Origin of the sequence: Anaerosporomusa subterranea (assembly GCF_001611555.1) — a bacterium.
GTDB classification, from domain to species: Bacteria; Bacillota; Negativicutes; order Sporomusales; family Acetonemataceae; genus Anaerosporomusa; species Anaerosporomusa subterranea.
The window spans coordinates 13,601-39,447 of sequence record NZ_LSGP01000013.1 but is presented as its reverse complement, the minus strand read 5'-3'; the positions used below and the strand labels follow the sequence as shown (position 1 = coordinate 39,447).

Here is a 25,847-nt window from a genome sequence, read left to right as displayed (position 1 = left end):
CTAGCGATGAATTAATTCCCAGCCTGCTTCTACCCCTGCAATTAGGCCAGCTAGCCAATCCGTTCCGGAGCAAGAGCCAAAAGCAAGTACTTGTCTTGCTGCCTGCAGGATTGCCTCTGTCTGATTTGTTGCCAGAGCTGCGATAAATTCAGAGACAGGCTCTCTCGCTCGACCTTCGGCAGCCGTGTGCAGCAAAAGCGCCCCCACCGTCGTTGTCGTACTGTCTGCAGCGGTCGCCCAGCACTGTCCGATTTGCCTGCATTCTTCGGGAAAGGGACCGCCAGGCAAATGGAAAACGGTAATCAGGGCGGCCAAAAAGTCATCACCTGATGGCGTGAGACCATGGCCGAGACCAATCAATGATAACCCGTGTGTTTTGGCTTCAGCAAACCGACTGTGTCTGAGCGCAGTCAGCAATAACTGTCCCCGCTGCCGCAACGCTGTCGCAAATAAGTCCGCTGGCTCTTTGTGCTGAAAAAAATATTTATACCCGCCATCATTACCGTCACTCAGCAGTAACTCCTTAGCAGTCGAAAGTATCGCTGTCGAGACAGTCATTGGTGGAAATACCGGCAGTGGGCGGTCCCATTTCCTACTGTGCGAAAATGCCAACTCCAGTCGGCCACAATGCAATGCAGACGAATCGTTGACGAAAAATGCAGTTCCCTGCCGCAAGCCGAGCTCAGCCGCATCGGCAAAGCTGGTCCTATCGATGCGAGCAATCCAAGGGCCGTCGTGTTGCTCGGCTGTTGTCAGACAAGCAAGACGACCATGATTGTCTCTCAGGTAGATCGCTCCTGAGTACACGCTATGCACTTCTCCCTGCAGCCCGCCGTTCCATCTGTCCAGTAGCCTCACATCAGACGAAATAATAGTCCCCTTCATCATTAACCTCACATTTAGTTGCCTGGCAGCACCTTGTGGCCAAGTAACGCTTCAAGCACGCCACCGCCAACTGCACGGGCCTTGTCTGATATCGTAAAACAATGCTCACGACGGCAACGTGGATCGATGTCGCCGATTTTCATGCCTTGTCTAACGACTAGTCTGTCAAACAGCAGACCACGAAGGACACCGCTAATCTCTGCAACTACCGGCTGACCGGATACCTGAGCAACAACCTCGCCAGCGGCAACCACATTACCAATCTCCCGGATCGGCGTAAACACACCGTCACAAGGCGCACGCAGCAAACGTTCCAGGCTATAGCCGCCGATTTCACCTGGTACACCTGTGTTGGCCAGGGCTGAGCCATCGGTAATGACTCGCCCCAGGTCATGGCCGCGCATTGTCTCAATTACACAGTGAACATCGCGTCCGGCGATAAAGCCAGGGCCGATGCCGATGACAAGCGATGCGTCTGCCAACTGGGTTCCTGTGTTCTGTTTCGCTAAAATAGCATCAACGACAGCCGCCGGCTGAAACTGCGCTAGCGAGCGACACTCTGGATCAACCAATACGGGAATAACACCGGTAGACAAACACTCCGCCGCCTGACTGAAGCTGACGCATTTGGCGGTAACGCCTTCTACTTGGCACTGTTGTTGATACACAGCTGCAGCAAAGGATACCGTTCGCCGGATGACAGTTGGTTCAGGCAATTCAGTGATGACGACCTGATAACCGGAAACAAATAGCCGATGGGCGATTCCGGTCGCAATATCGCCACCACTTTTAATAAGAACCGTGGTCATGTAACTCTCCTATAGATGTTTAATGCCGATTATTTGAGCTGACAGCCTGCTACTCCGCGACCGGTAACGGGCGAGGGGTCACAGGCTGTACGGAAACCGGTGCTCTATTAAACTAAACCAATGCTTGGCGCAAAGTTTGAACAAGCGCCTGGATTATATTAGGCAGATCTTGAAGGTTTGCTGTCCAGATCATTGGCTATGCCCATACGGGTAAACAGCTCGAACAGCAAACTGATTATGATGGCGACAATGGTACCCAACGCCATTCCCTTGAGTTCGATTGTGCCAAACTTAACAGCAGTGCCGCTGATACCGCTGATCAGAACAACTGAAGTCAAAATCAGATTGCGTGACTTCGTGTAGTCAACTTTCTTCTCGATTAACATCCTGATGCCTGCGGCTGCAATGACCCCGAACAATAGAATACAAACTCCGCCCATGACAGGTACAGGAATACTGCGAATAATGGCTGCGAATTTGCCGATAAACGAGATGACAACGGCAATGACAGCTGCGCCGCCGATTACCCAGACGCTAAAAACTTTGGTGATCGCCATAACGCCGATGTTCTCACCATATGTGGTGTTCGGAGTCGCGCCAACCAGACCGGACAGAACGTTGGATATTCCATCACCCAGCAGTGAGCGGTCAAGGCCCGGGTTTTTAATTAAATCTCGCTCAACGATGTTGCCAGTGACAACCAAGTGGCCAATATGTTCTGCCAATACGACCAGCATCGCTGGCATGATCATCAAAATGGCATTCATGTTGAATACAGGGGCATAGAGAGTAGGAACTTCAAACCAGGGGGCATCAGCAATGCTTTTCAAGTCAACGATTCCCATCGCCAGCGACAAGATATAGCCGGCTATAACCCCGATCAAGACCGGGATGGCTGCTAAAAAACCTCTCAGCAAAACAGAGCCTAAAATAGTTACACCCAGAGTAAACATCGATACCGTTACTGCCGTAGTATATGGAATCTTTAATTGTTCGATAAGTTTACCAGTCAATCCAGCCATATCTGTGGCTACAGGAGCAAGCTCTAACCCGATAATTGCGACAATAGCTCCCATTGCAGCTGGCGGAAATATAATATCAATCCAGTCTGTACCAACCATTCTGACGACGATAGCAACCAGTATAAAGAACAAGCCAAAGACGATAAAGCCACCTTGAGCGGCTGCATAACCGCCTAACCCCGCGGCGCCCATAACGGCAAAGACCGGAGAAATAAAGGCGAAGCTGGAACCTAGATAAGCAGGTATGCGTCCTTTAGAGATAATGAGATAGATAATAGTGCCGATGCCGTTCATGAGCAACGATGTAGCAGGATTGACTTTGAAAAGGAAAGGAACAAGAACTGTGGCGCCAAACATCGCAAATAAATGCTGTAGACTTAGGGGTATTCCCTGCGATAGAGGTACTTTTTCCTCAACTTGAATAATACGTCTTTCCACGCGAAACCATCCCTTCATTGTTTGTTATCTATATTATCCAATTCGCGGCAGGCGGCCTATCCACCTGCCGCGAAATGACTCAGCCCTGCTTCCGGATTGCTGCCAGAACTTTATCTGCAGTCAGCGGCAGTTCACAAATCCGTATGCCAAGAGCATCGTATAATGCATTGGCGATGGCAGGAGCTGTCGGAACCATCGCTGGTTCAGCAATAGCTTTTGCTCCATAAGGACCATCGACTTGCGGGCCGGTTTCAAGAAGTATAATATTCATTTCTGGGGTATCGGTAGCTGCGGCTATTTTGTAATCAACAAAGTCATTATTCAGCGGCTTGCCTTCCTTAAGCACCAAATTCTCATAAAGTGCCGAGCTCAATCCTTGCACGATTCCGCCCTGAACCTGGGCCTTGCACAATGCCGGATTGACGACTTTACCGACTTCGTAAGCGGCGCTGACCTTCAGAACTTTAATTTCACCAGTAAGGGTATCCACTTCAATATCAGCTGCCTGTGTGCCGAAGGTGAAGAACACAGCCGGGCGTTCTCCCTGACCAGTCTCGCGGTCAAGTCCGGTCAAACCGGACGGAATAAAGGCTCCGCGCCCGATTACTGGACCGCCGACCGCGCCATTAGGCATCAGATATCCCATGACAATGTCAGACAGCGGCAACTTATTTGCAGGATTAAACTTCGAGAAAATGAACCCTTCCTTAATATCAACCAAGTCTACCGCGACACCAAAAATCACGCTGCCCAGAGCCAGTAGTTGTTGCTTGGCGTCGCTGGCGGCGCGCTTGACCGCGTTGCCGCAGGAGTAAGTAATCCGGCTGGCAACAGTCTGCCATTCATAGGGGGTGTAGTCTGTGTCTGGGGTCAACACTGTGACCCAATCCACTGGTATACCCAGTTCCTCGGCAGCGATTTGCGCTAGGGCGGTTAAGGCTCCTTGACCGATGTCGACAGCCGTAGTCAGTACATGAACGGTCGCATCTTCATTGAATTTGATAATAGCAGATGACTGTGCATTGGGCGGCATCGAAGGCGCCTTGAACATAGAGGCCAAACCCCGTCCGACGACTTTATGCGGCGCTGTAGGCGTTGGCTTCGGCAATTCCCAATGGGTTTTAGCGATAGCATCCAAAGTATCCGGAAGCGTAGCATCAGGCATCGGACCGCCAAACGCCGCCGGCCGACCTTCGCGAATAGCATTGATTTGCCTGAACTGCAGCGGGTCAATGCCAATTTTTTCAGCAAGTATATCCATCTGCTGTTCAATACCCCAATGGATTTCCGGCATGCCGAAGCCGCGCATTGGGCCACCGACCGGATGATTGGTATAGACGCAGTAGGAATCTACTTTTATGTTGGGAACTTCATAGGGCCCAGAAGCGCAGTAGCCGCCGCTGCGGGTAATATTCACGCCGTATTCTGTGTACGCTCCGCCGTCCCAGAAAAGTTCTGCTTCCTGGGCTACCAGCTTACCTTCGGCAGTCGCGCCGGTTTTAATTCTCGCTACCAAGCCTTGGCGAACGAACGTACATTGAAAGACTTCTTCGCGCGTCAGGGTAAGTTTGCAGTAATAACCAGGCAGTTTCATCGCCAGCGGCACAACGAGCGCTTCACAGGTCAATCCCGCTTTACCGCCAAAGCCGCCACCAACTGGCGGGGCGATAACACGCAGTTTATTCATTGGCAAATCAAAGGCAGTTGCAATCATTTTACGAACCGCATTCGGCGATTGGCTGGAAACCCAGAGCGTGACTTTCCCGGTTTGATCTGTATAGGCTACTGCGGCATGCGGCTCAATCGGAACGTGCTGAATATGTGGGATGGCGTAAGCATTTTCTACGATGATGTCAGCTGACGCAAAACCATCCTCAATTTTGCCTTTGCGTAGCTTAAAGTGATTACTAATATTGGTGCCCGGGACCGGAAAGATGAACGGCGCACAAGTATAGCCGCAGAGATTTTCATGCAATAGAGACGGATTGTCTGACACACTTGTTTTGATACAAGACAAGCCCTGCCACCATTGATCGGTACGGCTGGGTTGTTCATGAACTTGGACAGCTGCTTCCTTTGCGCCGCTGACCGGATCGAAGACCCCAGGTAACAGCTCATACTCAACCTTGATAAGTCCAATCGCTTCTTCCGCTGTTGCCACATCGACAGCAGCGACAGCCGCTACCGGCTCGCCGACAAAGCGAACCCGGTCAACCGCATATACAGTCCGATCGGCCAGATACAAACCGGTTTGGTTAGGATATTCTTTGCCGGTAACAACTGCCCGGACTCCCGGCAGTGCCTCAGCTTTACTGACATCTACTGATTTAATCAAGGCATGAGCATGCGGACTCCGCAATACTTTGACAATCAAGGTGTTTGGGCCAAAATGCAGGTCATCGACAAATTTAACCGAGCCAGTTACTTTTTCAACTGCATCTTTGCGAAAAATGCTCTTGCCTATGGCCGAAAATTCACCCATTCTCATCACCCCTTGCGGGCAGCCGCGACTGCCAATATCGCCTTGATAATATTCTCATAGCCGGTGCAGCGGCATAAGTTGCCTCCGATGTATTCACGCACGGTTTCTTCTGTCGGCTGCAGATTTTCTGCCAGTAATGCCTTCCCCATTAGAATCATGCCTGGAGTGCAGTAGCCGCATTGGAGAGCGAATTCATCAATAAACGATTGTTGCATGTCGTCTAGTTGTGTGCCGCGAGACAGTCCTTCAATGGTCAAAATCTCAGCCCCATCCATCTCCACTGCCAGAATCATGCAGGAGTTGACTGGCCGTCCATTGACAATAACTGTGCAGGCGCCGCATTCACCGGCTTCGCAGCCGCGTTTCGCGCCTGTTAGCGCCAAATCTTCACGTAAAACGTCAAGCAGTGTGCGATTAGGAGCAATTGTTAGTTTTTCTACATAACCATTGACCTTTACCTGAATCGTTTTCACTATGCTTCACCTCCGGCTAAGGCGAGCAACGCCCGCTCGGTTAGAACCTGCACCAGTTCCAGACGATACTCTTTGGTGCCGCGAAGATCGCTTATCGGGCTGGCAGATCGTTGCGCCAGTTTGGCCGCCACAACCGCCGTTGTTTGGTTAAGACCTTCACGATTCAGCAGTTCCTCAGCTTCAGTCGCTCTAACGACTGTTGGCGCGACAGCTCCGAGCGCAATCCGCACAGTCTTGTTATCCGTAACTACTGCTACATTTACAGTAGCCAGGTCTACAGACGGACGGCGCGATTTACGCAGGAAAATGCCATTCATCCCCTTCATGGTCGGCAAAAGAACAGCTGTGATAAGTTCATCCTGCGCCAAGGTCGTCTGTCTGGGTCTGACAAACAACTTGTCAATTGGAATAATACGTTCTCCGTTTACCCCTAATACTTTAACACTGGCCCCCATAGCCAAGAGCGCCGACGCCGTATCGGCAGCCGGAGATGCATTACACAAATTCCCAGCCACAGTCGCCCGGTTGCGTATTTGGCATGACGCAACATGATGAATGGCTTGGCAAAGAACATGATATTCAGGGAGGTGATGAAGATATTTTTCTGTTTCATACATTGTTGTTGCCGCGCCGATCGCAATTCCGTCAGGTCCTGCGTTGATACCGGATAATTCAGGCGCGGTTTTAATGTTGATAATATGTTTAGGCAGCGATGCGCCTTTACGCATTCCCACCAGCAGATCTGTCCCACCGGCCAGAACTTTGGCATCTTCGAATTCGGACAGCATTTTTACAGCTTGCATCGACGAACTAGGTTCGTGATACGTAAATCTATGCACCCAGATCCCCTCCCGTCCAATTCATGGCTAAAAAAAACGTGCACAATTTGTAAGCATACATATTGTTACACGTTTTTGTTCTGCATTTAAGCTGTGACATCGATACGGCGGTGATAGCCCTATTCTCTTTATACCTGAAGACCTAAAATTATTTCGCTCTTGTACAGTGGAATTCCTGCAATCAAATTCACTTTTTGTTTATCAGACAAGCACAATTGTTTTTGCTGAGGCAGTTCTGCTTTAGCGTTGATGTAATAAGTACTCGTAAGCCACTAATGCGGCTTTTGACCCGTCGCCAGCGGCAATGACAATCTGTTTGTCAGGACCGTCAGTTACGTCACCTGCGGCAAATAAGCCCTCAATATTGGTTCTGGCACGGCAGTCTACTATAACTTCACCGAACTCATTACGTTCAACTAAGTCGGCAAACTCGGAATTAGGAATCAAACCCACCTCAACAAATACCCCCTGTACAGATAGCTCCCGCGACTGTTCAGGACGACCGTTAGGATGGATGATGTATTGCTCAACCGAGTACTTGCCAATGATCTCTTTTGACTCGTGTTCTTTAATTTCTTCGAGATTCGGATATTTTTCCAGCATTTCAATGATAATCGGATCAGCTATATAGGGGTCTCTCGATACCAGATAGACTTGCTTTGCAACATTAGCGAGTTCGATCGCGGCCTGCAAGGCTGAATTGCCACTACCAACAACAGCGACTGACATACCGGCAAACAGAGGACCGTCACAAGTTGCGCAGTAACTGACTCCCATGCCGGTCAACTCTGTCTCGCCTGGCACATTGAGCCTACGCGGCCGCTTGCCTGAGGCGAGAATCACGGCTTTCCCCTGATACTCAGCACCTTCGGCTGTGCGAACAGTAAAAGAGCCATCAGACATTTTTTCCAGTTTTACAACATCCTCATATTTTACCGTCACTGGAAACATTCTGACTTGTTCCTCAAACTTGGCCATTAGCTCAGGTCCTGTGACAAACTGATAGCCCATGTAATTTTGTATATCCCGAGTCCACAAGACTTGCCCGCCTAAATCTTGCGTCACCAGCAGGGTATTCAATTTCTTGCGGGCAGCATAAACCACGGCGGTCATCCCAGCAGGTCCACCGCCAATCACAAGCAGGTCGAACAAAAGAATTCATCTCCTTTTGCTGCAAATCCTCCTACTTATTTATTTTTGCAGCTTCTATAATATTCATAAGTCAGGCATGAAACATCCCGCAGCACTCGTCCGTTGATAACATCCGCAACAAACAGAGTATGAGTCCCCACGTCCACTATTTTATCGCGTAGAATCTCACATTCTAAAAAGGCAAGCGATTCCTTGAGAATAGGAGATCCCGTCTTGCCAACAACATATTCGACTCCATCGAACTTGTCCACCACGCGGCCGGATTTATAGCCAAATCGCCTTACCATTTCTACATCATCTGCACTGAGAATCGAAATAGCAAACACACCGCTGTCGATCACATATTCGTGGGTTAAGTTGCTTTTATTTAGGCTGACGGCTAGACGCAAGGGCTGATCTGTCAGTTGGAAAGCAGTGTTAATGCACTGACCATTAATAGCATCACCCTTATGTGATGTCAAAATGTACAATCCATAGCTAACCTTGTCAAGCGCCGAACGGATTGTGCCCTCAGTGGTATCGCTGATTGTTTCAGCTGTCAACGTCGCACGCTGCACATCTTCCAGCAAGACAAACTTGTCAGGTCCAACTCCGCAAAGCGGACAAACATCAGGCGGGTTATCGCCAGTGTGGATATAATCGCAAACAACGCATTTCCAACGTTTAGCTGTTATGGCTTTAGGTGCCGGTTCATCAACTTGCTCAAATTCGTCTGGACCGACACCGCATAGAGGACATTCGAGTGGTGGACGATCTCCTTCATGAATATATCCACATACCTTACAACGCCACTTCATACCGCACCTCCGCAAAAAGTTCTGTATATTAACAAAATTAGGCCTCTTTCAGTTTATCATGCCTTGCATTATTGTCAATATTTTGCTAGTGTAGGTAAAGAAGACTTGCTTGTGAGGTGCGTAAATGATAACCCCGGAAATGATAGCCCGCATTAATGAGTTAGCCCGCAAACAACGCGAAAAAACGCTTTCTGAGGCAGAATTGTCAGAGCAAGCCGAACTTCGCCGCGTATATATTGACGTGATGAAGGCAAGAGTCAAAGAACAACTCGACGCCGCTGGCACACCAGATCATCATCACGGCTGCGGTTGCGGCTGTCAGCATAAACATCACTAAAAAATAGGGCGCGAAAAGAGGTCCCGACCGGACCTCTTTTTTGCGTCCTATTTTTAGTATTAGTGGCTAGATTCGTACGTATGGCAATCCGTTTCGCTCGTGGACGACGCATTTTTGCCCACAACATGGATGGCTTCCGCATCGCAATGGTTATGCGAATCCCAGAACTTGCAGGATTTTACAAAACACTCAACCTGTGGGGTGATTTGAGTGCCGTCAACAAAAGGAGCTGACATTACGCCGCCCACATTGGCGTTATGCAGAGCACCAACCATATTGCCCAATGATTTCCCCGGGTAAAAGGACTTGCAGAGAGTATCTTCGGATGTGTTGGATTTGGCCTTTTCTTCGTCGTTATATACGCTAATTTTCGCTGCCATGCATTGATCGCCAGGCATGTAATGGGTGCAGGAATCTACTGTGCATTTTACAACTGGGTTAGACAAGCAAATCAGCCTCCCTCTCATTTTTTTTAGTATCTTTCAGAACCCAGCATTTTATCCATTCTTGTATCAATCATACCTCTGTTTCCGGCGCGCACTCCCGAGTATCAAAACCACAATGCGGACAGTAGAACAGATGAATGCAACGCGGATCTGCGATGCGTTCGATACTATCTCTACTCATATAAGGACTATACGGGCCATAGTAGTCTGCTACTGGTCCGCCGTCTGCCAGCAGCAGGCCGCAAGCCGGACAGCGCTTTTCCATTTGGCTCAGTCTATTGCATAATGAACAAACACGCAAGCTCATCCCTCCTGTGACTTTACATTTTTCGGACGCATATAGTATAACAGAATAACTTTACCAATAACGGAGGTACTCTATGTCACCGTTGGAAGTAAACAGCCGTCCAAGCAAGGTCTTGCCGCTTTACTTGACTGCTGGCATCTTATTACTATGCTTACTTGGATTCTTCTCTCCTCTCATACCTGCCGATGTCTGGCATACTAGCCATAATGTGCTGGTGTTTCCGGGGATAATCCTCGGCTTCATCGTCTTTTTTCTCACTTGGTATGGCACAATTCGTATGAATGGAATGCATATTACCATTCTTAGTCTAGCTATACTGTGGGTTAGCGTATTGGATTCAGCACATTTACTGACCAGTCCCTTGTTTAGTCAAACAAGCATTCCCGAAAAGCTCATCGTCTGGCAATTGTACTGGGTCTTCTCCCGGCTGATCTGGGCTTGCGGCATGCTGTACGCTGCAAAGACTCGCTTGAATGGTGCCGCCTGCTCTACCATGCAAAAAGCCGTACTCGCATTTGCCGTTTTGCTCATCACAGTATTTACCGCCAATATCTATCTCAGCACTTACCTATGGCCTTTTGCAGAATTCTCGAGAATTGTTAAAACCCTGATTCAGTTGGTTCCCTATTCCTCTATACTCGTACAGATGATTGCTCTCTTCCTGCTGTCTGCACAAGCAAAGAATCACTCAGCCTACCACTTTCTCAGCCGTGCTATTGTGTTTGGCATACTGACAGATGGCTGCTTTGCCATTGCATTGCACAATCCGACTGGTTTAAGCCTGGTTGGTCACGTGTTCAGGCTATTCGCCTACTATTATTTATTGCGAGCAGTATATATCATCGTCATTCGAAAACCCTATGAAGAAGTCGAGACTATGAAAGATGAAATGGAAGCGTTGGCAACCAACAACGAACACCTCTATCAAGCATCACTCAAACAGTGCGACCTGATGGAAGACACGCTGGCAAAACTAGGCACTCTAATTTCCTCACGGCTAAATCTTGATGACACTTACCGGGCAATTGCTGATATGATCACAGACATGATGGATGCAAGTCAAAGCTGTGTCGCTCTTGCGGGCGAAAATCGGGCGTTGCTGCAGGTCGTAGCTACACACGGGATTAGCGCGCCACCGGAATTCGTTCCTTTTGACGACAGTCTGGCCGGCGCCGCGATTACAGCCAGAAAAGCACAAATTGTCAATGATCTAACCTGCCGACCTGAGCTGTTTAGACCCCAGTTAATCTTCTCCGAAATTCAAGCCATCATTAGCGCCCCACTATTTGATGGTAAACAAATCATTGGCGGAGTCGAGGCCTACGCCAGTGAAAAAAATGCATTTAGCCTGCATGATTGCTTATTGCTGCAGGCACTAGGTCGCCATGCGGGCGCGGCAATCGCTAGCGCCAGGCAATATGAGGAAACAAAAGTCCGTCTATCTGAGGAACAATTCCTCTATCAAATTAGCCAAGCAGCAGCATCGACCATGGATCCGGATACGATTCTCGCGCAGTGTCTACCCTTTATCATGCAGGCGCTCTATGCGGACAGCGGAATCTGCCTAACTTGTTCAAACACTGGCGATTTGTTATTTATTAAAGCAACGATCAATTATGAGTGTGATGTGAAAGAAATCGCATTAGAGCACAATCAGGAACTTGCCGCTGTCATTCGCGGACTTAAACCTGGTCTGATAGCTGCAAGCGAACTGCCGGGGCTAAATGCTAAGCGCATCGAAGGGGCAAAGCTACTCAGCCTGCCGCTGGTTGTTGATCATCACGCACTGGGTGTGATCTTGCTCAGTTGGCAAAAAAATCAGCAACCAGAACAGTGCCGCCTCTCCTTCGCGGCCTTAATGGCCCAGCAAATTGCGCTTGGCCTAGAAAAAGCACAACTCTATAACCAGGTAAAAGCCATGGCATTATCTGACGGCCTAACCGGATTGGCAAATCGCCGCAATTTTGATATGTTCTTGGAAGCGGAATTGCGTCGAGCTACCTCATTAAAACGTCCGCTCAGTCTTATTATGTTCGACTTGGACCGATTCAAATCGTATAACGACACCTATGGTCATCTAACTGGCGACAAACTGCTGGCTCAAGTCGGCCAAATACTGTGCCAAAATGTCCGAGGCATTGATCTTCCCGCGCGTTATGGCGGCGAAGAATTTAGCATTATTTTACCGGAGTGTTCAAACGCGGAAGCAATGGTCATTGCTGAAAAGATTCGCCAATCAGTTGAACTTAGTCAATTTCCTGATAGCCAAGGCAGTTTTAGTGCGCGCATTACTGCCAGCCTAGGTATAGCAACCTATAATCCTCTCCTGGCACCTGACCCGCCTTCCAAAGAGCAAATAATCGCCATTGCCGATAAAGCTTTATACCGAGCCAAAGAAGAAGGACGAAATCGGGTGAATAACGCAACCGTCCTAGGCTAATAGACACGGGCACTAGCTGCTAAAAGAGCGATGCATACGTCAGTATGCATCGCTCTTTTAGCAGGACTACCGAGATGTAGGAGTATCCAACGCCCGGAACCAATGGAAATATACAAAAAAACTGGCAGGGAAAGCAGCTAAATACAACGAAACATGCATAATGGCAATATATCCTTCCGATCAGGAGGAGAGATAATTTGGTATTTTACATGATTAAACGTTTTGTCTCCATGTTAATCGTATTGCTGGTTATTATTACAGCAACCTTTACTCTGATGCACTCCATCCCGGGGGGGCCGTTCACAGATGAGCGCAATCTGCCGCCAGCGGTGATGAAGAATATCGAGGAACGCTATCATCTTAATGACCCACTGTGGATGCAGTATTTGGATTATCTAAAGAATATTGCCCGAGGTGATTTGGGTCCGTCATTTAAGTATGAATCACGCACTGTCAATGAGGTCATTGCTGAGAGTTTTCCTGTCTCGGCGGAACTCGGAGCCGTCACGGTGCTATTCTCGGCTGCTGTTGGGATTCCTGTCGGTATTCTCTCTGCCTTTAGGCAAAACAAATGGCCAGATTATCTGGCCATGTTCATGGGTACGATTGGTATATCTGTCCCAAATTTCATTTTAGCTACCTTGCTGATTTATGTGTTTGCCCTTAAACTCGAATTATTACCAGCCGCTATGTGGGGCGATTTCGAATACATGATACTGCCAGCCTTATCACTTGCCGGTTTGCCTACTGCCTTTATTGCTCGCCTGATGCGTTCCAGCATGCTAGAAGTTTTGAGTCAAGATTACATAAAAACAGCCAAAGCCAAGGGATTATCAAACTTGCTGATCATCTATCGACACGCATTAAAAAACGCGTTGATTCCGGTTGTAACCTACCTTGGACCCTTGATTGCCGCCATCTTCACTGGCAGTTTCGTCATTGAGACCATTTTCGCAATTCCAGGCTTGGGACGCCACTTTGTGACCAGTATCTATAACCGGGATTACACAGTTATTCTTGGGGTCACCGTTTTTTATAGCACGCTGTTGGTATTTCTTAACTTTCTGGTGGATATAGCTTACGTTTTGCTAGATTCACGCATCAAGCTTGATGCCAGAAAGGATGGATAGCATGGACCCGAAACCAGAATTATTCCGCCGACTCGACTCTACATTAGATAGTACTTATGATTTCGCTCGCCCCAGTACCGGCTACTGGCAAGATTCTTGGCGCCGTCTGAAAAGGAACAAGGCCGCTATGCTGGGCTTATGGATGATACTGGTCATCTCATTGCTTGCAATCTTCGGTCCCCTATTTACAGCGCACTCCTACTCTGACCAGCAATTAGAAATGGCCAACCAGTTGCCCAACGCTGTTTACTGGTTTGGTTCTGATAACCTGGGCCGCGATCTATTCACCCGCGTACTTTACGGAGCTCGTATATCGCTTTCCATCGGCATTGTCGCCAGTCTGATCAATCTAACCATTGGTGTCATCTACGGCGGCATCGCCGGCTATTTTGGCGGACGCATTGACAGTGTGATGATGCGGATAGTTGATGTTTTGTATGGTATTCCATTACTTCTGTATGTAATTTTGTTAATGGTTGTACTGCAGCCAGGCTTAACCAACATTTTTATCGCGCTTGGTATGGTGTACTGGCTGCGAATGGCGCGGATTGTCCGCGGCCAAATACTTTCTCTACGCGAACAAGAGTATATCTTAGCCGCCAAACTGATCGGCGCCAGCCCTTGGCGAATCATTTTGCGGCATCTGGTGCCCAATAGCATGGGGCCGATCATCGTTACGATGACGCTGGCCATCCCAGAAGCGATCTTTACAGAAGCATTTCTCAGCTTCATCGGACTGGGTGTGTCAGCTCCAATGGCTAGCTGGGGAGTGTTGGCCTCAGAAGGAGTCACATCACTTCACTCCTACCCGTTCCAACTATTTTACCCGGCCCTTGCAATCAGCATAACCATGCTTTCCTTTAACTTTCTTGGTGATGGATTGCGTGACGCGTTAGACCCGCGAATGCGCAAATAAAGGGGGACTGCGAACTTGGAGACCATTTTGTCAGTCGAAAACCTTAACGTGGTTTTTCATACATATGCCGGTGAAGTTCAAGCTGTTAATGATGTCAGTTTTTCTCTGGGTAAAGGAGAAATTATCGGTATCGTCGGCGAGTCTGGCTGCGGTAAAAGTGTGACTGCCAGTGCACTGATGGGATTGATTCCAACCCCTCCGGGCGAAATCACGGCTGGCCGCATAGTATTTGAAGGAAACAATATCGTTACAATGAGCGCTGAACAACTTCGCCAGCTTCGCGGCAACTCGATCAGTATGATCTTTCAGGACCCGATGACCTCACTGAATCCGGTGCTAAGCATTGGTCTACAACTGGCTGAATGCTTTATGACCCACCAATCCCTGTCAAAGCACGAAGCCTTAAATAAAGCCATCGACATGCTGCATCTAGTCGGTATTCCCGAACCTGAGTTGCGGCTGAAACAATATCCTCATCAACTATCAGGCGGTATGCGTCAACGAGTTATGATCGCTATGGCGCTGGGCTGCGACCCGCGTATCCTCATTGCCGATGAACCGACCACTGCACTGGACGTAACTATTCAAGCCCAGATTATTGAATTGATGAAACGATTGAACCAACAACTTCAAACCTCAATTATTCTCATCTCACACGACCTAGGTGTGGTTGCTGGTCTATGCAGTAGAGTGATCGTCATGTATGCAGGGAAAATCGTTGAGGCCGCAACCGTGGCCGAACTGTACTCCAATCCGCAACATCCTTACACCTGGGGCTTGCTACGATCAGTGCCCCGTCTTGACGGCAGCCGTTCACGGCTTGAATCTATCGTCGGGCAGCCGCCTGATTTGCTGGCTCCTCCTCCTGGCTGCGCCTATATGCCGCGTTGCACCTATGCCATGGAGGTTTGCCGTCAAGAGCCGCCGTTGCTTCCAGTTGAGAACGATCGGCAATGCCGGTGCTGGCTTGTTCATGAAAGCTCTCCCTTGCGTCCAGCAGATTTATTGGGGGAGGTTGTGTCAGCATGACCCAGTCTCAGCCTCTATTGCAAGTTCAAAGCTTAACCAAGTACTTCACCGCCAAACATTCATTTTGGGGTGAACCGCTCTCCTTTGTTAAAGCCGTAGAAGCTGTCAGCTTCGAAGTCTGGCCTGGAGAAACACTAGGTTTGGTTGGTGAAACCGGTTGTGGAAAATCCACCATTGGTCGGACCGTAGCCGGTCTCTACCAGCCGACAAGTGGCCAAGTCCGGTTTGACGGACAAGATGTTCATCAAGAAATCGCTGGTCCAAACGCTCTCGCCATGCGTAGCAAGGTACAGATGATTTTCCAAGACCCCTACGCTTCACTAAACCCTCGCATGACTGTGGGCGATATCGTTGGTGAGCCGCTTGAAATTCACAAACTGGCCGTTGGCAGCAACCGCAGGGAAGCTATCTACCACTTGTTAAAACAGGTTGGTCTTAATCCAGAACACGCCAGCCGCTTCCCGCACGAATTCAGTGGCGGTCAGCGGCAGCGCATCGGTATTGCCAGAGCCTTAGCCGTGAATCCACGGTTCATAGTCTGTGATGAGCCAATTTCCGCTCTGGATGTTTCGATCCAAGCTCAAGTCGTGAACTTGTTGCAAGAATTACAAGAGACCTATGGTCTTACCTACTTATTTATCGCTCATGACCTATCGATGGTAAAACATATTAGCCACCGAGTTGCAGTTATGTATCTTGGTTCGCTGGTTGAGCTAGCGCCCAGTGATGAATTGTACAGCCACCCTCGTCATCCATACACACAGGCGCTATTGTCCGCTATCCCAATCCCTGATCCAATTGTCGAAACCAAACGTCAACGAATTATCCTCCAAGGTGATCCGCCGAGCCCGTTAAATCCCCCTAGCGGTTGCAAGTTTCGGACCCGCTGTCGTTACGCTGAACCCCGATGCGCGGTAGACTCACCTGACTTCTCGGCGCTAGCGGGGACAGAGCATTTTGTTGCTTGTCATCGTGTCGGAGATATTTAATGCAGCTAGGAGCTGTATTAAATATCTCCATAGATAACTGAATATTCTTGCCTTGTATTCGGTATACATGATACAATAGTCAATATCTTGATTATCAAATTAGTAGAATAGCTAAGTAAACGGTAACAAACATTAGAATAGAAGTAAAAAAGGATTTTGTCTACTAAATAGCAAAATATGCACTAGGGGGTGTTATATGTGGAAAGTCCTACCGCCGAATTGAATATTCGCCCACGCGTACTGTTTGAGGTCGCAAAGGCGGCTTGGCTTGGACAACTGCTAGAACGACGCGAAGAAATCTGCCAACTGCTACAGCGCGAGTTTCAAGACAAAGCAACCCGACGCCATGTAGCAAACCAGATCCGGATTGCAATGGGACTTGACCCTCACGATGACGATGTCGTACTCTATGAGCATGACAAAGAAGCATTAATGGGTATGGCTAGTGAGCCGGTCGTGGTTGCTAATACAGCAGCTTGCGCCAACTGCCAGTCAGTAGACCGCAAATGTGAAGCCGCTTGCGCCCAAGGCGCCATCTCCCATGACGCAGACGGTCGGTTGGTTATAGACTATGACCTTTGCCTGGGCGAAGGGGATTGCGTATCAGCCTGTTCTTTTGGCGCATTGTCTGAGAAGTCTCAATTCGTGCCCCTTATTGATCTTCTTCGACAAAAAACAAACCCGGTTTATGCGTCAATCGCTCCGGCTTTCGCTGGCCAGTTCGGCCCAGAGGTTACGCCAGGCAAACTGCGAACCGCCTTGCAGAAGCTAGGTTTTGAAGATGTAGTAGAAACAGCTCTTGCCGCCGATTTGGTCACCATGAAGGAAGCGTTTGAATTTAATGATCACGTTCAAACCACTGATGATTTTTTAATTACCAGTTGCTGCTGCCCAGTCTGGATAAAGCTAATTGAAAACAAGTTTCCCGATTTATTGGGTCATATCTCTCCTTCCGTATCGCCGATGGTGGCTTCAGCGCGGGTGATTAAAGCGCTGACTCCTGAGGCTAAAGTGGTCTTCATCGGACCCTGTGTCGCTAAAAAATCCGAGGCGCTGCTGCCTGATCTTAAAGGCGCTATTGACTTTGTTCTGACTTTTCAAGAACTGGCTACGATTTTTGAAGCTGCTGAGGTCGATCCTGCCACCATGCCTGATGAGGAAAACTCACAAGCATCCTGGGCAGGACGAGTATATGCCCGCACCGGCGGCGTCAGCGCCGCAGTTGCTCGGACATTAGAAAAACTAGTGCCCCGCAGAGCCCAAAGCTTCTCGCCCCTGCAGGTAGATGGTATTCCTGCCTGCCAAAAAGTGCTTGAAGAAATCAGCAAAGGTAAACCTGATGCCAATTTTATTGAGGGGATGGCCTGCAAAGGCGGCTGTGTCGGCGGTCCGGCCCGAATCCTGCCGCCAGAAATCGGCACAGATCATGTGAATGATTATGGTGATGCCTCTCATGCACCAACTCCGGTTGAAAATCCCCATGTCTATGCTATCCTAACGCGTCTTGGCTATGAGACCGATCTGCCGGCCCTAACCGGTGAAGGCCCGATCGCCACCTTGCTAGCGCGCAAACTTCATCCATAGTATTCCCTACATAACATATGAGGAGGTATTTTAATGAATCAAAAGAACCCCGTAAAAATTACCGAAACCGTACTCCGTGATGGTCACCAATCCCTTGCTGCCACGCGTATGCGCATTGACGACATGATCCCCCTACTTGAACAGCTTGATGACGTCGGCTACTTCTCCCTTGAAGCCTGGGGCGGTGCAACGTTTGACAGTTGCCTACGCTTTCTAGGCGAAGATCCCTGGGAAAGACTGCGCACTCTAAAAAAACACTTGAAAAAAACCCCGATTCAAATGTTGTTACGCGGACAGAACGTTCTTGGCTACAACCACTATGCTGACGATGTTGTCGTCGAATTTGTTAAGCGTGCGGTCGCCAATGGCGTCAGTGTTATCCGTATTTTTGACGCACTTAATGATGTTCGCAATATGGAAGTATCCATAAAAGCAGCCAAAGAAGCCGGGGCCCATGTTCAAGGCGCGTTTGTGTATACAATCAGTCCTTACCATGATAACGAAAGCTTCCTAAAAGTTGCAAAAGAACTTGTCGAGCGCGGCGCTGACTCTATCTGCATTAAAGATATGGCCGGCCTGCTTGCCCCCTATACTGCATATGAACTGGTCAGTACACTTAAAAAATCCCTCCCCCCTCATATTCTGGTCGATGTCCATACACACTATACCAGCGGCATGGCTTCCATGACCTATCTCAAAGCCATCGAGGCAGGCGCCGACATCGTTGACTGTGCTCTCTCTCCGTTTGCCATGGGCTCATCACAACCGGCTACTGAAGCGCTTGTCGCCGCGCTGCAAGGTCAAGATCGCGACACCGGTATTGACCTTGACAGACTCTTCCCGATTGCTGATCATTTCCGTGGTGTTAAAAAGCAGTTGGCTGAAACCTTCAAGTTAAATACAGCTATCGACATCGACACAAAAGTTCTACGGTTCCAAATCCCTGGTGGTATGTTGTCAAACCTGCTCAATCAAATGAAAGAGCAAGGCATGGCTGACAAATTCCCCGAAGTAACCGAAGAAATGCCGAAAGTCAGAGCTGAGCTTGGCTATCCTCCGCTGGTCACACCTACCAGTCAGATTGTTGGTTCAATGGCTGCATTCAACGTCATGATGGGGCGCTACAAAGTTGTGCCGCGTGAGGTCAAAGATCTGGCGCGTGGCAAATACGGCCGCACTCCAGCGCCAATTGATCCTGCGGTTAAAGAGCTGATTTTGGGTGATGAACCGTTGATCACCCATCGTCCAGCTGATGATATTGCGCCACAGATGGATTCCCTACGCAAGAAATTGGCAGAAGAAGGCTACCCCAGTGCCACAACAGAAGATGTCTTGTCTTACGCCTCCTTTCCGGAAGTTGCTCTCAAGTTTTTTGAGCAACATCGGACCAAATCCAACTAACTTGTTCTGAATACGTATAGCAAGAAGCCCTTCCGGGAAATTCCGGAAGGGCTTCTTGTTATCGCAGCAAGGATAAATAAGAATGACAAGATTACTGAAAACAGGACTTGCCGATAAATTCTCGTAGAATCGAATTGATCGGAATATCGTCTTCATCAATCGACTCAAAATAGCTTAAGAAGTCAAGCAGACGCACTGCTTCCGTATATTCCGGCTGATCTGTGGGTACTGCAGCCAACAGCGGTTCTGCACATTTTTTTAATACAGCCAATTCGTAAATGAGCGCCGAGTTGAACATAGCGTCCGCTTCTTCCTGGAAAGGGAAGATATTGCGTTCTTCACCCCGCCTCACCGAGGGCCATAACCGTAGAGTTGTCAAGGCATCATGGCCGCGAAATTGGCTGTCGCGAACGATGCGTCGAATCAGTCGCGCATCAGTTGTTGGTATCCGATTGTGATTGTCGATAGACAGTTGAGTCAATGCGCTAACATAGACTTTGACTTTATGTTCGCGGGGAACATCTTTAGTCAAATGTTCATTTAAGCCGTGAATTCCTTCTATAATCAAGGGTTGGTCTTTGCTAATGGAAACAAGATGGCCTTTGTCTTCTCTTTTTCCCAACTGAAAATTAAATGTAGGCACTTCCACCGTTTCACCGTCCAGCAACTGCAGCAACTGCTGGTTAAATAGCGGAATGTCAATCGCATCAATGGATTCAAAGTCAAATTCACCATATTCATCCTTAGGTGTATGGTCTCGGTCAACAAAATAATCGTCAAGAGAAATCGGTACAGGTCTGATACCATTCACTCGTAACTGAATGCCCAAACGCTGAGCGAAGGTGGTTTTGCCTGAAGAAGACGGACCTGCTATTAGAATAACGCGAACCTGCTTGCGATGAATGGAAATAAAATCAGCAATTTCTGCTAATTTCTTCTCATGCAGCGCTTCTGCGACTCGCATAATATCTGCGATTTTGCGTTGCGTAATATAATCATTAAGGGTGGCAACATAGCTGCACTGCAAAATTTCTCCCCATCGCTCAGCTTCTAGGAAGACTTTAGCCAGCTTGGGCTGGCTGACAAACTCAGGCAGCTTGTCGGGATTGTTCTGTTCCGGAAAGCATAAAATTATGCCTGGCGTATACAATCGCAGATTAAACAGGCGCAAGCAGCCTGCGTTTGGCGCCATGACGCCATGGACATAATCAGCCACTTCACCACAGGTATGAATAGCAACGTCCGGTTGTTTCCACTGCATCAGTAGTTTAACTTTTTCGGCTTCCCCAGCAGCTTCAAATAGTGAAATCGCTTGGTCGACCGGCATAACCCGTCTGGCAAGAGGCCGATTTTCAGCCACGATCTCATTCATCTTTTGTTTTAATTGATCGATGTCAGCTTGAGTCACAGCCCGTCCGAGATGCATTTCACAATAAAGGCCCTTGCCTAGCGAATGCTCGACAGTTACTTGTTTTCCCGGAAATAGTTCTGCAGCCGCCGCGATCATAACAAACGCTAAACTGCGCTGATAGACCTTGTTACCTCTTTCAGTAGACACGTCCAGAAAAGTAACCTTACAATCCTTCTCCAGTTTAAATGTCAAATCGCGTAATACAAAGTCAACTTCAGCCGCCACAATCGGTGAGGTATAGAGAGGGGCCATCTTGACAGCAACTTCATGCAGCGAAACTCCCCAATCAAACTCGCGCTGTTCACCATTACTGAATAAGATTGTAATCTTCTCCATTTACATCCTCCTATCCCACATTCCACTGTCATTGCTAATAGTGGAATGTATGCAACCATAATTATGATATGCTCATGCCATTCCTGTAATTCCCGATAACCTCGCAGAGTATGAAGAAAGGAGGCGGATCACCCGCCTCCCTGTTCAATGTCTTAACAGCGATCGCAACATGCTGAACAGCATGATGGGAACAGGAACCCTGCGAACAGCAAACCGCATGCCTAGGAAAAAAAGTACGGCTGCGCCCGCCAGATGAACAGCCCAAAATGCTGGCCGCCCAAATTCCCACATTGTGCCATCAAGCATGTTTCCATGCCGAATGCCCATAGCGTAATCCCCCTTTCTGCTATTAGTATAGCCAGGAGAACACATGCTATATTGGGGCATTACTGGAATCTACTTGTAGTTATTCTACTGCCGCCATCGCTGCAGCCACTTTAGCAGCCATACCTTTAATTTTCCGAGATGGAACCGCACAAACCGCAATTCGAACACCTTTACCTAACGGTACAGCAAAAATCAAATCATCATGGAGCTTATTGCAGACAGCCTCAGGGTTTTTGGCCGGAATTGTCAAGAAATAACCAGCAATAAACGGCAGCATCTTAAGGTTAGCTTGTTTAGCTTCCGCAGTAAAGATCCCAGCGCGTTCTTGAATGGTCCGGTAGCCTTGATCCCGCTCAGCATCGACCTGAGCCAGCAGAGCTTGATCTTTATGAATAGTTGCCAGCATGCGTTGCGCTCCGCGATTGATGTTAGACCAAGTAGCACGGCTAGTATATTGGTTAATATCTTCAAACTCTTTGATAATATCTTTGTTGGAAGAAACGCCGATCATCGCACCGCAGCGTTGGCCATATACGGTGAAGCTTTTAGACATGCTATAGCCGAGAATAACCAGGATATTGTCAGGCAGATTGCTAAACTGACGCATAAATGCACGGCAAGCTTGTTTCTCACCAGCAAAATCTATGTAAGCAATATCAGCTAACAGGATGACTCGTTTATCCGGGTTTTTGGCGCTTTCTTTACAAATATCCAGCAATTGAGTCCACTCGTCATCTGAGATGCTATAACCTGTTGGATTGTGCGCCGGGGTATTGATGATTAACAGAGCGTTGTTCTGTTTCTCCAGAAGGCTAGTAAGCTTTGTCTGGAAAGAGTTTAGGTTGAAACGCTGCTGTTCATCAAACATAGAGAAGGTATCTAATTTCCGCAGTTTATCCTCGCAAAGCACCCGGTAAGGACCCCAAAACCAGTCTGAGGTCAGCACAGTATCGCCAATCTCGGTATAGTTCCAGATGGCATGATGGATAACACCGGAACCACCGGAGGTAGCGATTGCTTTCACATAAGCTTCTGGTTTCTGCTCAGCAAAGGCCAGGTCAATAACCGATTCTTGGAAGTCTGGCAAGCCGGCAATCGGGGCGTAATTGATGATTTCCTGAATTGGCAGTCCACGCAGAACCTTTTCCACAGTCGGCAAACACACAAGAACTTCATTGTCATCCAATAACGCGCCGATGGTAGCGTTTGTAACACTATCCTTGCCATATTTTGCAACCGCTTGCACGGCTGCTGCATTGGCTCCAAAAATGTTGTCTGTTGCAAACTTACCTTTCGCATGGGATGCGGCTACACTTGTAATCATGAAAAATCCTCCTCATACATAAAAAGTTATTAGGGGTACATCTTGTGAAGCATCCGGGGAAACGGGATAGTTTCGCGAATATGGTCAAGCCCGCAAATCCAGGCCACGGTCCGTTCGAGTCCTAGCCCAAAACCCGAATGCGGCGCTGAGCCGTAGCGGCGAAGATCGAGATACCACTCAAACGCCTCCACCGGCAATTTATGTTCAGCAATCCGCTGTTCTAAGAGCGCCAGATCATCAATGCGCTGGCCGCCGCCAATGACTTCGCCATAGCCTTCAGGCGCTAACAAGTCAGCACCGAGTACGACCTTAGGATCATTCGGATCAGGCTTCATATAAAAAGCTTTGATCGCGGTCGGATAACGGTGAACAAACACTGGCCGGTCAAACTGGCTGGAGATAATGGTCTCATGCGGAGCGCCAAAATCCTCGCCCCACGGGAAGTCTTCGCCAGCTTTATTAAGGATTTCAACAGCTTCTGTATAGCTAATTCGCGGAAACGGAGCTTTGATATTTTCTAGTTTTGAGATATCACGTTCGAGAACTTTCAATTCATTTTGGCAGCGTTCAAGCACGCGTTGAACAACGTACGACACCATATCTTCCTGCAAACGCATGTTTTGCTCCAGATCGAAAAAAGCCATCTCTGCTTCAATCATCCAAAATTCCATCAAATGACGCCGCGTTTTCGATTTCTCGGCGCGAAAGGTGGGACCAAAACAGTAAATACGGCCTAACGCCATCGCATTCGCTTCACTGTATAACTGGCCGCTTTGCGATAGAAATGCCTTTTCGCCATGATAATCAAGCTCAAATAAAGTCGTGGTTCCTTCACAAGCGGCTGGGGTAATAATCGGTGCGTCAGCTAAAACGAAATCACGCTGATAGAAGAAATCGCGAAAGGCATGCTCGATTTCGGATCGAACCCGCAAGATTGCGGTCTGGCGCGGCGTACGGATCCACAGATGACGGCGCTCTGCCAAAAAGTCGACACCGTGCTCTTTATGAGTAATTGGATATTCTTGTGCTATATGTATCACTTCTACGTTGGTCACATGCATTTCATAGCCGCCGACTGAACGTGGTTCTTCATGGACAATGCCGGTTAAGCGCAGCGAAGACTCTTGGGTCAACTGATCAGCCTTAGCAAAAACTTCTTCGCCGACTTCCTTCTTTGCAACTACTCCCTGCAATAAGCCAGTGCCATCACGAACAATCAGAAACATAATCTTGCCAGATGAGCGACGATTATAAAGCCATCCCTCCACGGTAATCTGCTGTCCGGAATGTCTGCCCAAGTTTTTTATCAATACGGTTTCCAAGTCTAAGCCACTCCTTTTACCGATCATATGACATATCTTTCCGTATTCACTCTCCTAACATTCGCGGTCTGAATAACCAAATCCTTTTTCGTTGACCAAAAATATGACATACAAGAAGAGCAGGCCAAATGGCCTGCTCTTCTCAGATCATGGGTCAAGGTTTGTTATTAGCGTCATATTTTGCAGTAAGGGTTGAGTTAGTGCTTGCTTGACCGCTTGTGCCAGCAAAGCCCTGTTCTTGCGCTGCGATCATTTTGCGAACCATTTGGCCGCCGACACGTCCGTTGTCAGCCGAGGTTAAGGCGCCTTTGTACGTGTTTTTGTAATCTTTTAATCCGATTTCGGAAGCGGTTTCTTCTTTCAACTGGTCCAGTGCTTGTTGCGCTGCAGGGTTCACAGGCTTACGACTTCTTGACATTCGCAAAACCTCCTCAAAGATGTTATTGGGTTCTGATACTAGATTGCCTTTTCGTTCGGTTTTGCATACCTGCGAAATAATGGAGATAACAACGTAATTTTTTACAAAAAACCAAGCGGCCGCAAGGCCGCTTGGTTGAGAGAGTGAAATTAGAAGTTAACGCTGAATTCAACGTTTGTTTGGTTCTTTTTAGTGCCGTCTTGGCTATCGGTGAAATCTTGGTAAGCAGTCAGAGTAGCGTTGTCATCCACTTTGTAGTTAGCTTGCAGGCGGAAGCCTTCGGAGTTGTTGTAGTTGCCTTCAGTGCTGTAAGCGGAAACAGCGCCGTCCTCGATGTCGCGATAAGCCACAGAGTAGTCGAGGTCGCCTTTTTTGACAGCGTTGCCGACTTTAACTTCAGCTAAAAATCCGTCATTCTTGCTTTCCGTATTCTTCACATATTCAACATTAAGAACAGCGTTTTCCATGATTTTGGTATCAGCGTTGATACCCATGAATTTGTTTTCATCAGACTCTTGCAGGTAGCTTCCGCCAAAGTTTACACTTCTGTAGGAAGTACCGAAATCAGCAGCAGTCACATGATTGTCGCCATCTTTACCATAGAAACCGTTTAATTTGATGTTATTAACTGTGGTAGCAGCTTGAATACCGTTGATGCCATTGACATCCGCTAAAGCACCTTTACCCAACCACAGCGGCTGGCGACCGGCTTTTACGTCAAAGCTACCGAGCTTGCCGCCGATAAAAGCTTGTTCAAGCCGAATTTCGTTGTCTCCGGCCGGTGAAGAAGAACCGTCCTTAAGATCATTGTTCATAACCACGCGGCCATGTACATACATGTTGTCCGCAATAGCGCTATCTACTGATAGGCGAATACGGTTGGTCAGATCGCTAGACTGACCAGTCAGTTCGTTGTACTCGATGTTGGCATCACCGTAAAACGTAGGAGCAGCGAAGGCAGGCACAGCGGAGATGGTCATCGCAGCCATAACGGCGGCTACCAGAAGTCTCTTTTTCATATAGAAGGCCCTCCTCGGTAAAATAGTTTTTTTGTAATGCGCTCAAGGTCTGATTTTTACCGCCGGCCTGAGGAAGCCTTCTATGAGTGTCCACGTTTCCTCACAGCGCTCGCCTTACTCCTTTGGTATTCATCATCCCTTAATTACTTTACATAATATATTATTCTACCGATTAATCCAAATACCTTCTTGTTTTGTTTAAATTGTTATGTTA

At 48.2% G+C, this 25,847-nt stretch carries 23 protein-coding genes and 1 pseudogene; 8 read left to right on the top strand and 16 right to left on the bottom strand.

Annotation, left to right across the window (positions count from 1 at the left end; genetic code table 11):
• The 8 genes from AXX12_RS03715 to AXX12_RS03680 form a co-directional block, all read right to left on the bottom strand.
• Entirely contained in the window at nt 1-888 is an 888-nt protein-coding gene (locus AXX12_RS03715; RefSeq protein WP_082816693.1) for an oxamate carbamoyltransferase subunit AllH family protein, read from the bottom strand.
• A gap of 11 nt (nt 889-899) precedes the next feature.
• Nucleotides 900-1,694, bottom strand: coding sequence for a selenium-dependent molybdenum cofactor biosynthesis protein YqeB (gene yqeB, locus AXX12_RS03710; RefSeq protein ID WP_066238347.1), 795 nt, complete (start codon nt 1,692-1,694; stop codon nt 900-902).
• A 158-nt stretch (nt 1,695-1,852) separates the two neighbouring features.
• Nucleotides 1,853-3,154, bottom strand: a complete 1,302-nt coding sequence (gene uraA / locus AXX12_RS03705; RefSeq protein ID WP_066238342.1) for a uracil permease — start codon at nt 3,152-3,154, stop codon at nt 1,853-1,855.
• A 79-nt stretch (nt 3,155-3,233) separates the two neighbouring features.
• The gene (locus AXX12_RS03700; RefSeq protein ID WP_066238338.1) at nt 3,234-5,636 is read right to left on the bottom strand and encodes a xanthine dehydrogenase family protein molybdopterin-binding subunit; all 2,403 of its coding nucleotides are present in this window, start codon (nt 5,634-5,636) and stop codon (nt 3,234-3,236) included.
• 5 nt (nt 5,637-5,641) lie between these two features.
• Nucleotides 5,642-6,112 (bottom strand): (2Fe-2S)-binding protein, encoded by a 471-nt coding sequence (locus AXX12_RS03695; RefSeq protein ID WP_066238335.1) that lies wholly within the window; start codon nt 6,110-6,112, stop codon nt 5,642-5,644.
• Entirely contained in the window at nt 6,109-6,948 is an 840-nt protein-coding gene (locus tag AXX12_RS03690; RefSeq protein WP_082816691.1) for an FAD binding domain-containing protein, read from the bottom strand. The genes AXX12_RS03695 and AXX12_RS03690 overlap by 4 nt, the downstream gene beginning before the upstream one ends.
• A 240-nt stretch (nt 6,949-7,188) precedes the next feature.
• On the bottom strand, nt 7,189-8,100 hold the full coding sequence (locus AXX12_RS03685) for an NAD(P)/FAD-dependent oxidoreductase (protein WP_066238331.1): 912 nt from the start codon (nt 8,098-8,100) through the stop codon (nt 7,189-7,191).
• 35 nt (nt 8,101-8,135) lie between these two features.
• Complete coding sequence (locus AXX12_RS03680; protein WP_082816690.1) at nt 8,136-8,897, bottom strand: flavin reductase; 762 nt, start codon at nt 8,895-8,897, stop codon at nt 8,136-8,138.
• 124 nt (nt 8,898-9,021) lie between these two features.
• Here AXX12_RS03680 and AXX12_RS03675 point away from each other — a divergent pair, with 124 nt between their 5' ends.
• The gene (locus AXX12_RS03675; RefSeq protein WP_066238328.1) at nt 9,022-9,234 is read left to right on the top strand and encodes a DUF896 domain-containing protein; all 213 of its coding nucleotides are present in this window, start codon (nt 9,022-9,024) and stop codon (nt 9,232-9,234) included.
• 59 nt (nt 9,235-9,293) lie between these two features.
• On the opposite strand, the gene AXX12_RS03670 is transcribed toward AXX12_RS03675, so the two are convergent.
• Nucleotides 9,294-9,680: a DUF1540 domain-containing protein gene (locus AXX12_RS03670; protein WP_066238325.1), complete on the bottom strand. Its 387-nt coding sequence runs from the start codon at nt 9,678-9,680 to the stop codon at nt 9,294-9,296.
• A gap of 70 nt (nt 9,681-9,750) precedes the next feature.
• Entirely contained in the window at nt 9,751-9,981 is a 231-nt protein-coding gene (locus tag AXX12_RS03665) for a hypothetical protein (RefSeq protein WP_082816689.1), read from the bottom strand.
• A gap of 79 nt (nt 9,982-10,060) precedes the next feature.
• On the opposite strand from AXX12_RS03665, the gene AXX12_RS03660 reads away from it, so the two are divergent.
• The 7 genes from AXX12_RS03660 to AXX12_RS03630 all read left to right on the top strand — a co-directional run bounded on the left by AXX12_RS03660 (nt 10,061) and on the right by AXX12_RS03630 (nt 19,476).
• Nucleotides 10,061-12,427 carry a diguanylate cyclase gene (locus AXX12_RS03660; RefSeq protein ID WP_082816688.1) on the top strand — a complete coding sequence of 789 codons (2,367 nt, stop codon included), beginning with the start codon at nt 10,061-10,063 and terminating at the stop codon, nt 12,425-12,427.
• A gap of 209 nt (nt 12,428-12,636) precedes the next feature.
• Complete coding sequence (locus AXX12_RS03655; RefSeq protein WP_066240209.1) at nt 12,637-13,557, top strand: ABC transporter permease; 921 nt, start codon at nt 12,637-12,639, stop codon at nt 13,555-13,557.
• A gap of 1 nt (nt 13,558) precedes the next feature.
• The gene (locus tag AXX12_RS03650; RefSeq protein ID WP_066238319.1) at nt 13,559-14,473 is read left to right on the top strand and encodes an ABC transporter permease; all 915 of its coding nucleotides are present in this window, start codon (nt 13,559-13,561) and stop codon (nt 14,471-14,473) included.
• 15 nt (nt 14,474-14,488) lie between these two features.
• Nucleotides 14,489-15,502: an ABC transporter ATP-binding protein gene (locus AXX12_RS03645; protein WP_066238316.1), complete on the top strand. Its 1,014-nt coding sequence runs from the start codon at nt 14,489-14,491 to the stop codon at nt 15,500-15,502.
• Nucleotides 15,499-16,491 carry an ABC transporter ATP-binding protein gene (locus tag AXX12_RS03640; RefSeq protein WP_066238314.1) on the top strand — a complete coding sequence of 331 codons (993 nt, stop codon included), beginning with the start codon at nt 15,499-15,501 and terminating at the stop codon, nt 16,489-16,491. Before AXX12_RS03645 ends, AXX12_RS03640 begins: the two co-directional genes overlap by 4 nt.
• 198 nt (nt 16,492-16,689) lie before the next feature.
• Nucleotides 16,690-18,075 (top strand): [Fe-Fe] hydrogenase large subunit C-terminal domain-containing protein, encoded by a 1,386-nt coding sequence (locus AXX12_RS03635; RefSeq protein WP_066238311.1) that lies wholly within the window; start codon nt 16,690-16,692, stop codon nt 18,073-18,075.
• 33 nt (nt 18,076-18,108) lie between these two features.
• Nucleotides 18,109-19,476: a pyruvate carboxylase subunit B gene (locus AXX12_RS03630; protein ID WP_066238308.1), complete on the top strand. Its 1,368-nt coding sequence runs from the start codon at nt 18,109-18,111 to the stop codon at nt 19,474-19,476.
• Nucleotides 19,477-19,567: 91 nt separating this feature from the next.
• Here AXX12_RS03630 and AXX12_RS03625 read toward each other — a convergent pair whose 3' ends face one another.
• The 6 genes and pseudogenes from AXX12_RS03625 to AXX12_RS03600 all read right to left on the bottom strand — a co-directional run bounded on the left by AXX12_RS03625 (nt 19,568) and on the right by AXX12_RS03600 (nt 25,633).
• Nucleotides 19,568-21,223, bottom strand: coding sequence for a nucleoside kinase (locus AXX12_RS03625; RefSeq protein WP_066238305.1), 1,656 nt, complete (start codon nt 21,221-21,223; stop codon nt 19,568-19,570).
• Between the two features lie 144 nt (nt 21,224-21,367).
• On the bottom strand, nt 21,368-21,550 hold the full coding sequence (locus AXX12_RS03620; protein WP_066238302.1) for a hypothetical protein: 183 nt from the start codon (nt 21,548-21,550) through the stop codon (nt 21,368-21,370).
• A 79-nt stretch (nt 21,551-21,629) separates the two neighbouring features.
• Nucleotides 21,630-22,874: a pyridoxal phosphate-dependent aminotransferase gene (locus tag AXX12_RS03615; protein WP_066238299.1), complete on the bottom strand. Its 1,245-nt coding sequence runs from the start codon at nt 22,872-22,874 to the stop codon at nt 21,630-21,632.
• A gap of 29 nt (nt 22,875-22,903) precedes the next feature.
• Nucleotides 22,904-24,196 (bottom strand): asparagine--tRNA ligase, encoded by a 1,293-nt coding sequence (gene asnS, locus AXX12_RS03610; RefSeq protein ID WP_156478581.1) that lies wholly within the window; start codon nt 24,194-24,196, stop codon nt 22,904-22,906.
• Nucleotides 24,197-24,416: 220 nt separating this feature from the next.
• Nucleotides 24,417-24,614, bottom strand: a pseudogene (locus AXX12_RS03605) (small, acid-soluble spore protein, alpha/beta type); the annotation flags it as partial.
• A 149-nt stretch (nt 24,615-24,763) separates the two neighbouring features.
• The gene (locus AXX12_RS03600) at nt 24,764-25,633 is read right to left on the bottom strand and encodes a hypothetical protein (RefSeq protein ID WP_066238291.1); all 870 of its coding nucleotides are present in this window, start codon (nt 25,631-25,633) and stop codon (nt 24,764-24,766) included.
• Nucleotides 25,634-25,847: the final 214 nt, after the last annotated feature.

Excerpts from the sequence above, each read along its gene's own strand:
- AXX12_RS03715 (WP_082816693.1), bottom strand. The coding sequence starts at position 888 with ATGATGAAGGGGACTATTATTTCGTCTGATGTGAGGCTACTGGACAGA.
- yqeB (WP_066238347.1), bottom strand. The coding sequence starts at position 1,694 with ATGACCACGGTTCTTATTAAAAGTGGTGGCGATATTGCGACCGGAATC.
- AXX12_RS03700 (WP_066238338.1), bottom strand. The coding sequence starts at position 5,636 with ATGGGTGAATTTTCGGCCATAGGCAAGAGCATTTTTCGCAAAGATGCA.
- AXX12_RS03680 (WP_082816690.1), bottom strand. The coding sequence starts at position 8,897 with ATGAAGTGGCGTTGTAAGGTATGTGGATATATTCATGAAGGAGATCGT.
- AXX12_RS03675 (WP_066238328.1), top strand. The coding sequence starts at position 9,022 with ATGATAACCCCGGAAATGATAGCCCGCATTAATGAGTTAGCCCGCAAA.
- AXX12_RS03660 (WP_082816688.1), top strand. The coding sequence starts at position 10,061 with ATGTCACCGTTGGAAGTAAACAGCCGTCCAAGCAAGGTCTTGCCGCTT.
- AXX12_RS03655 (WP_066240209.1), top strand. The coding sequence starts at position 12,637 with ATGATTAAACGTTTTGTCTCCATGTTAATCGTATTGCTGGTTATTATT.
- AXX12_RS03650 (WP_066238319.1), top strand. The coding sequence starts at position 13,559 with ATGGACCCGAAACCAGAATTATTCCGCCGACTCGACTCTACATTAGAT.
- AXX12_RS03640 (WP_066238314.1), top strand. The coding sequence starts at position 15,499 with ATGACCCAGTCTCAGCCTCTATTGCAAGTTCAAAGCTTAACCAAGTAC.
- AXX12_RS03630 (WP_066238308.1), top strand. The coding sequence starts at position 18,109 with ATGAATCAAAAGAACCCCGTAAAAATTACCGAAACCGTACTCCGTGAT.
- AXX12_RS03625 (WP_066238305.1), bottom strand. The coding sequence starts at position 21,223 with ATGGAGAAGATTACAATCTTATTCAGTAATGGTGAACAGCGCGAGTTT.
- AXX12_RS03620 (WP_066238302.1), bottom strand. The coding sequence starts at position 21,550 with ATGGGCATTCGGCATGGAAACATGCTTGATGGCACAATGTGGGAATTT.
- AXX12_RS03615 (WP_066238299.1), bottom strand. The coding sequence starts at position 22,874 with ATGATTACAAGTGTAGCCGCATCCCATGCGAAAGGTAAGTTTGCAACA.
- AXX12_RS03600 (WP_066238291.1), bottom strand. The coding sequence starts at position 25,633 with ATGAAAAAGAGACTTCTGGTAGCCGCCGTTATGGCTGCGATGACCATC.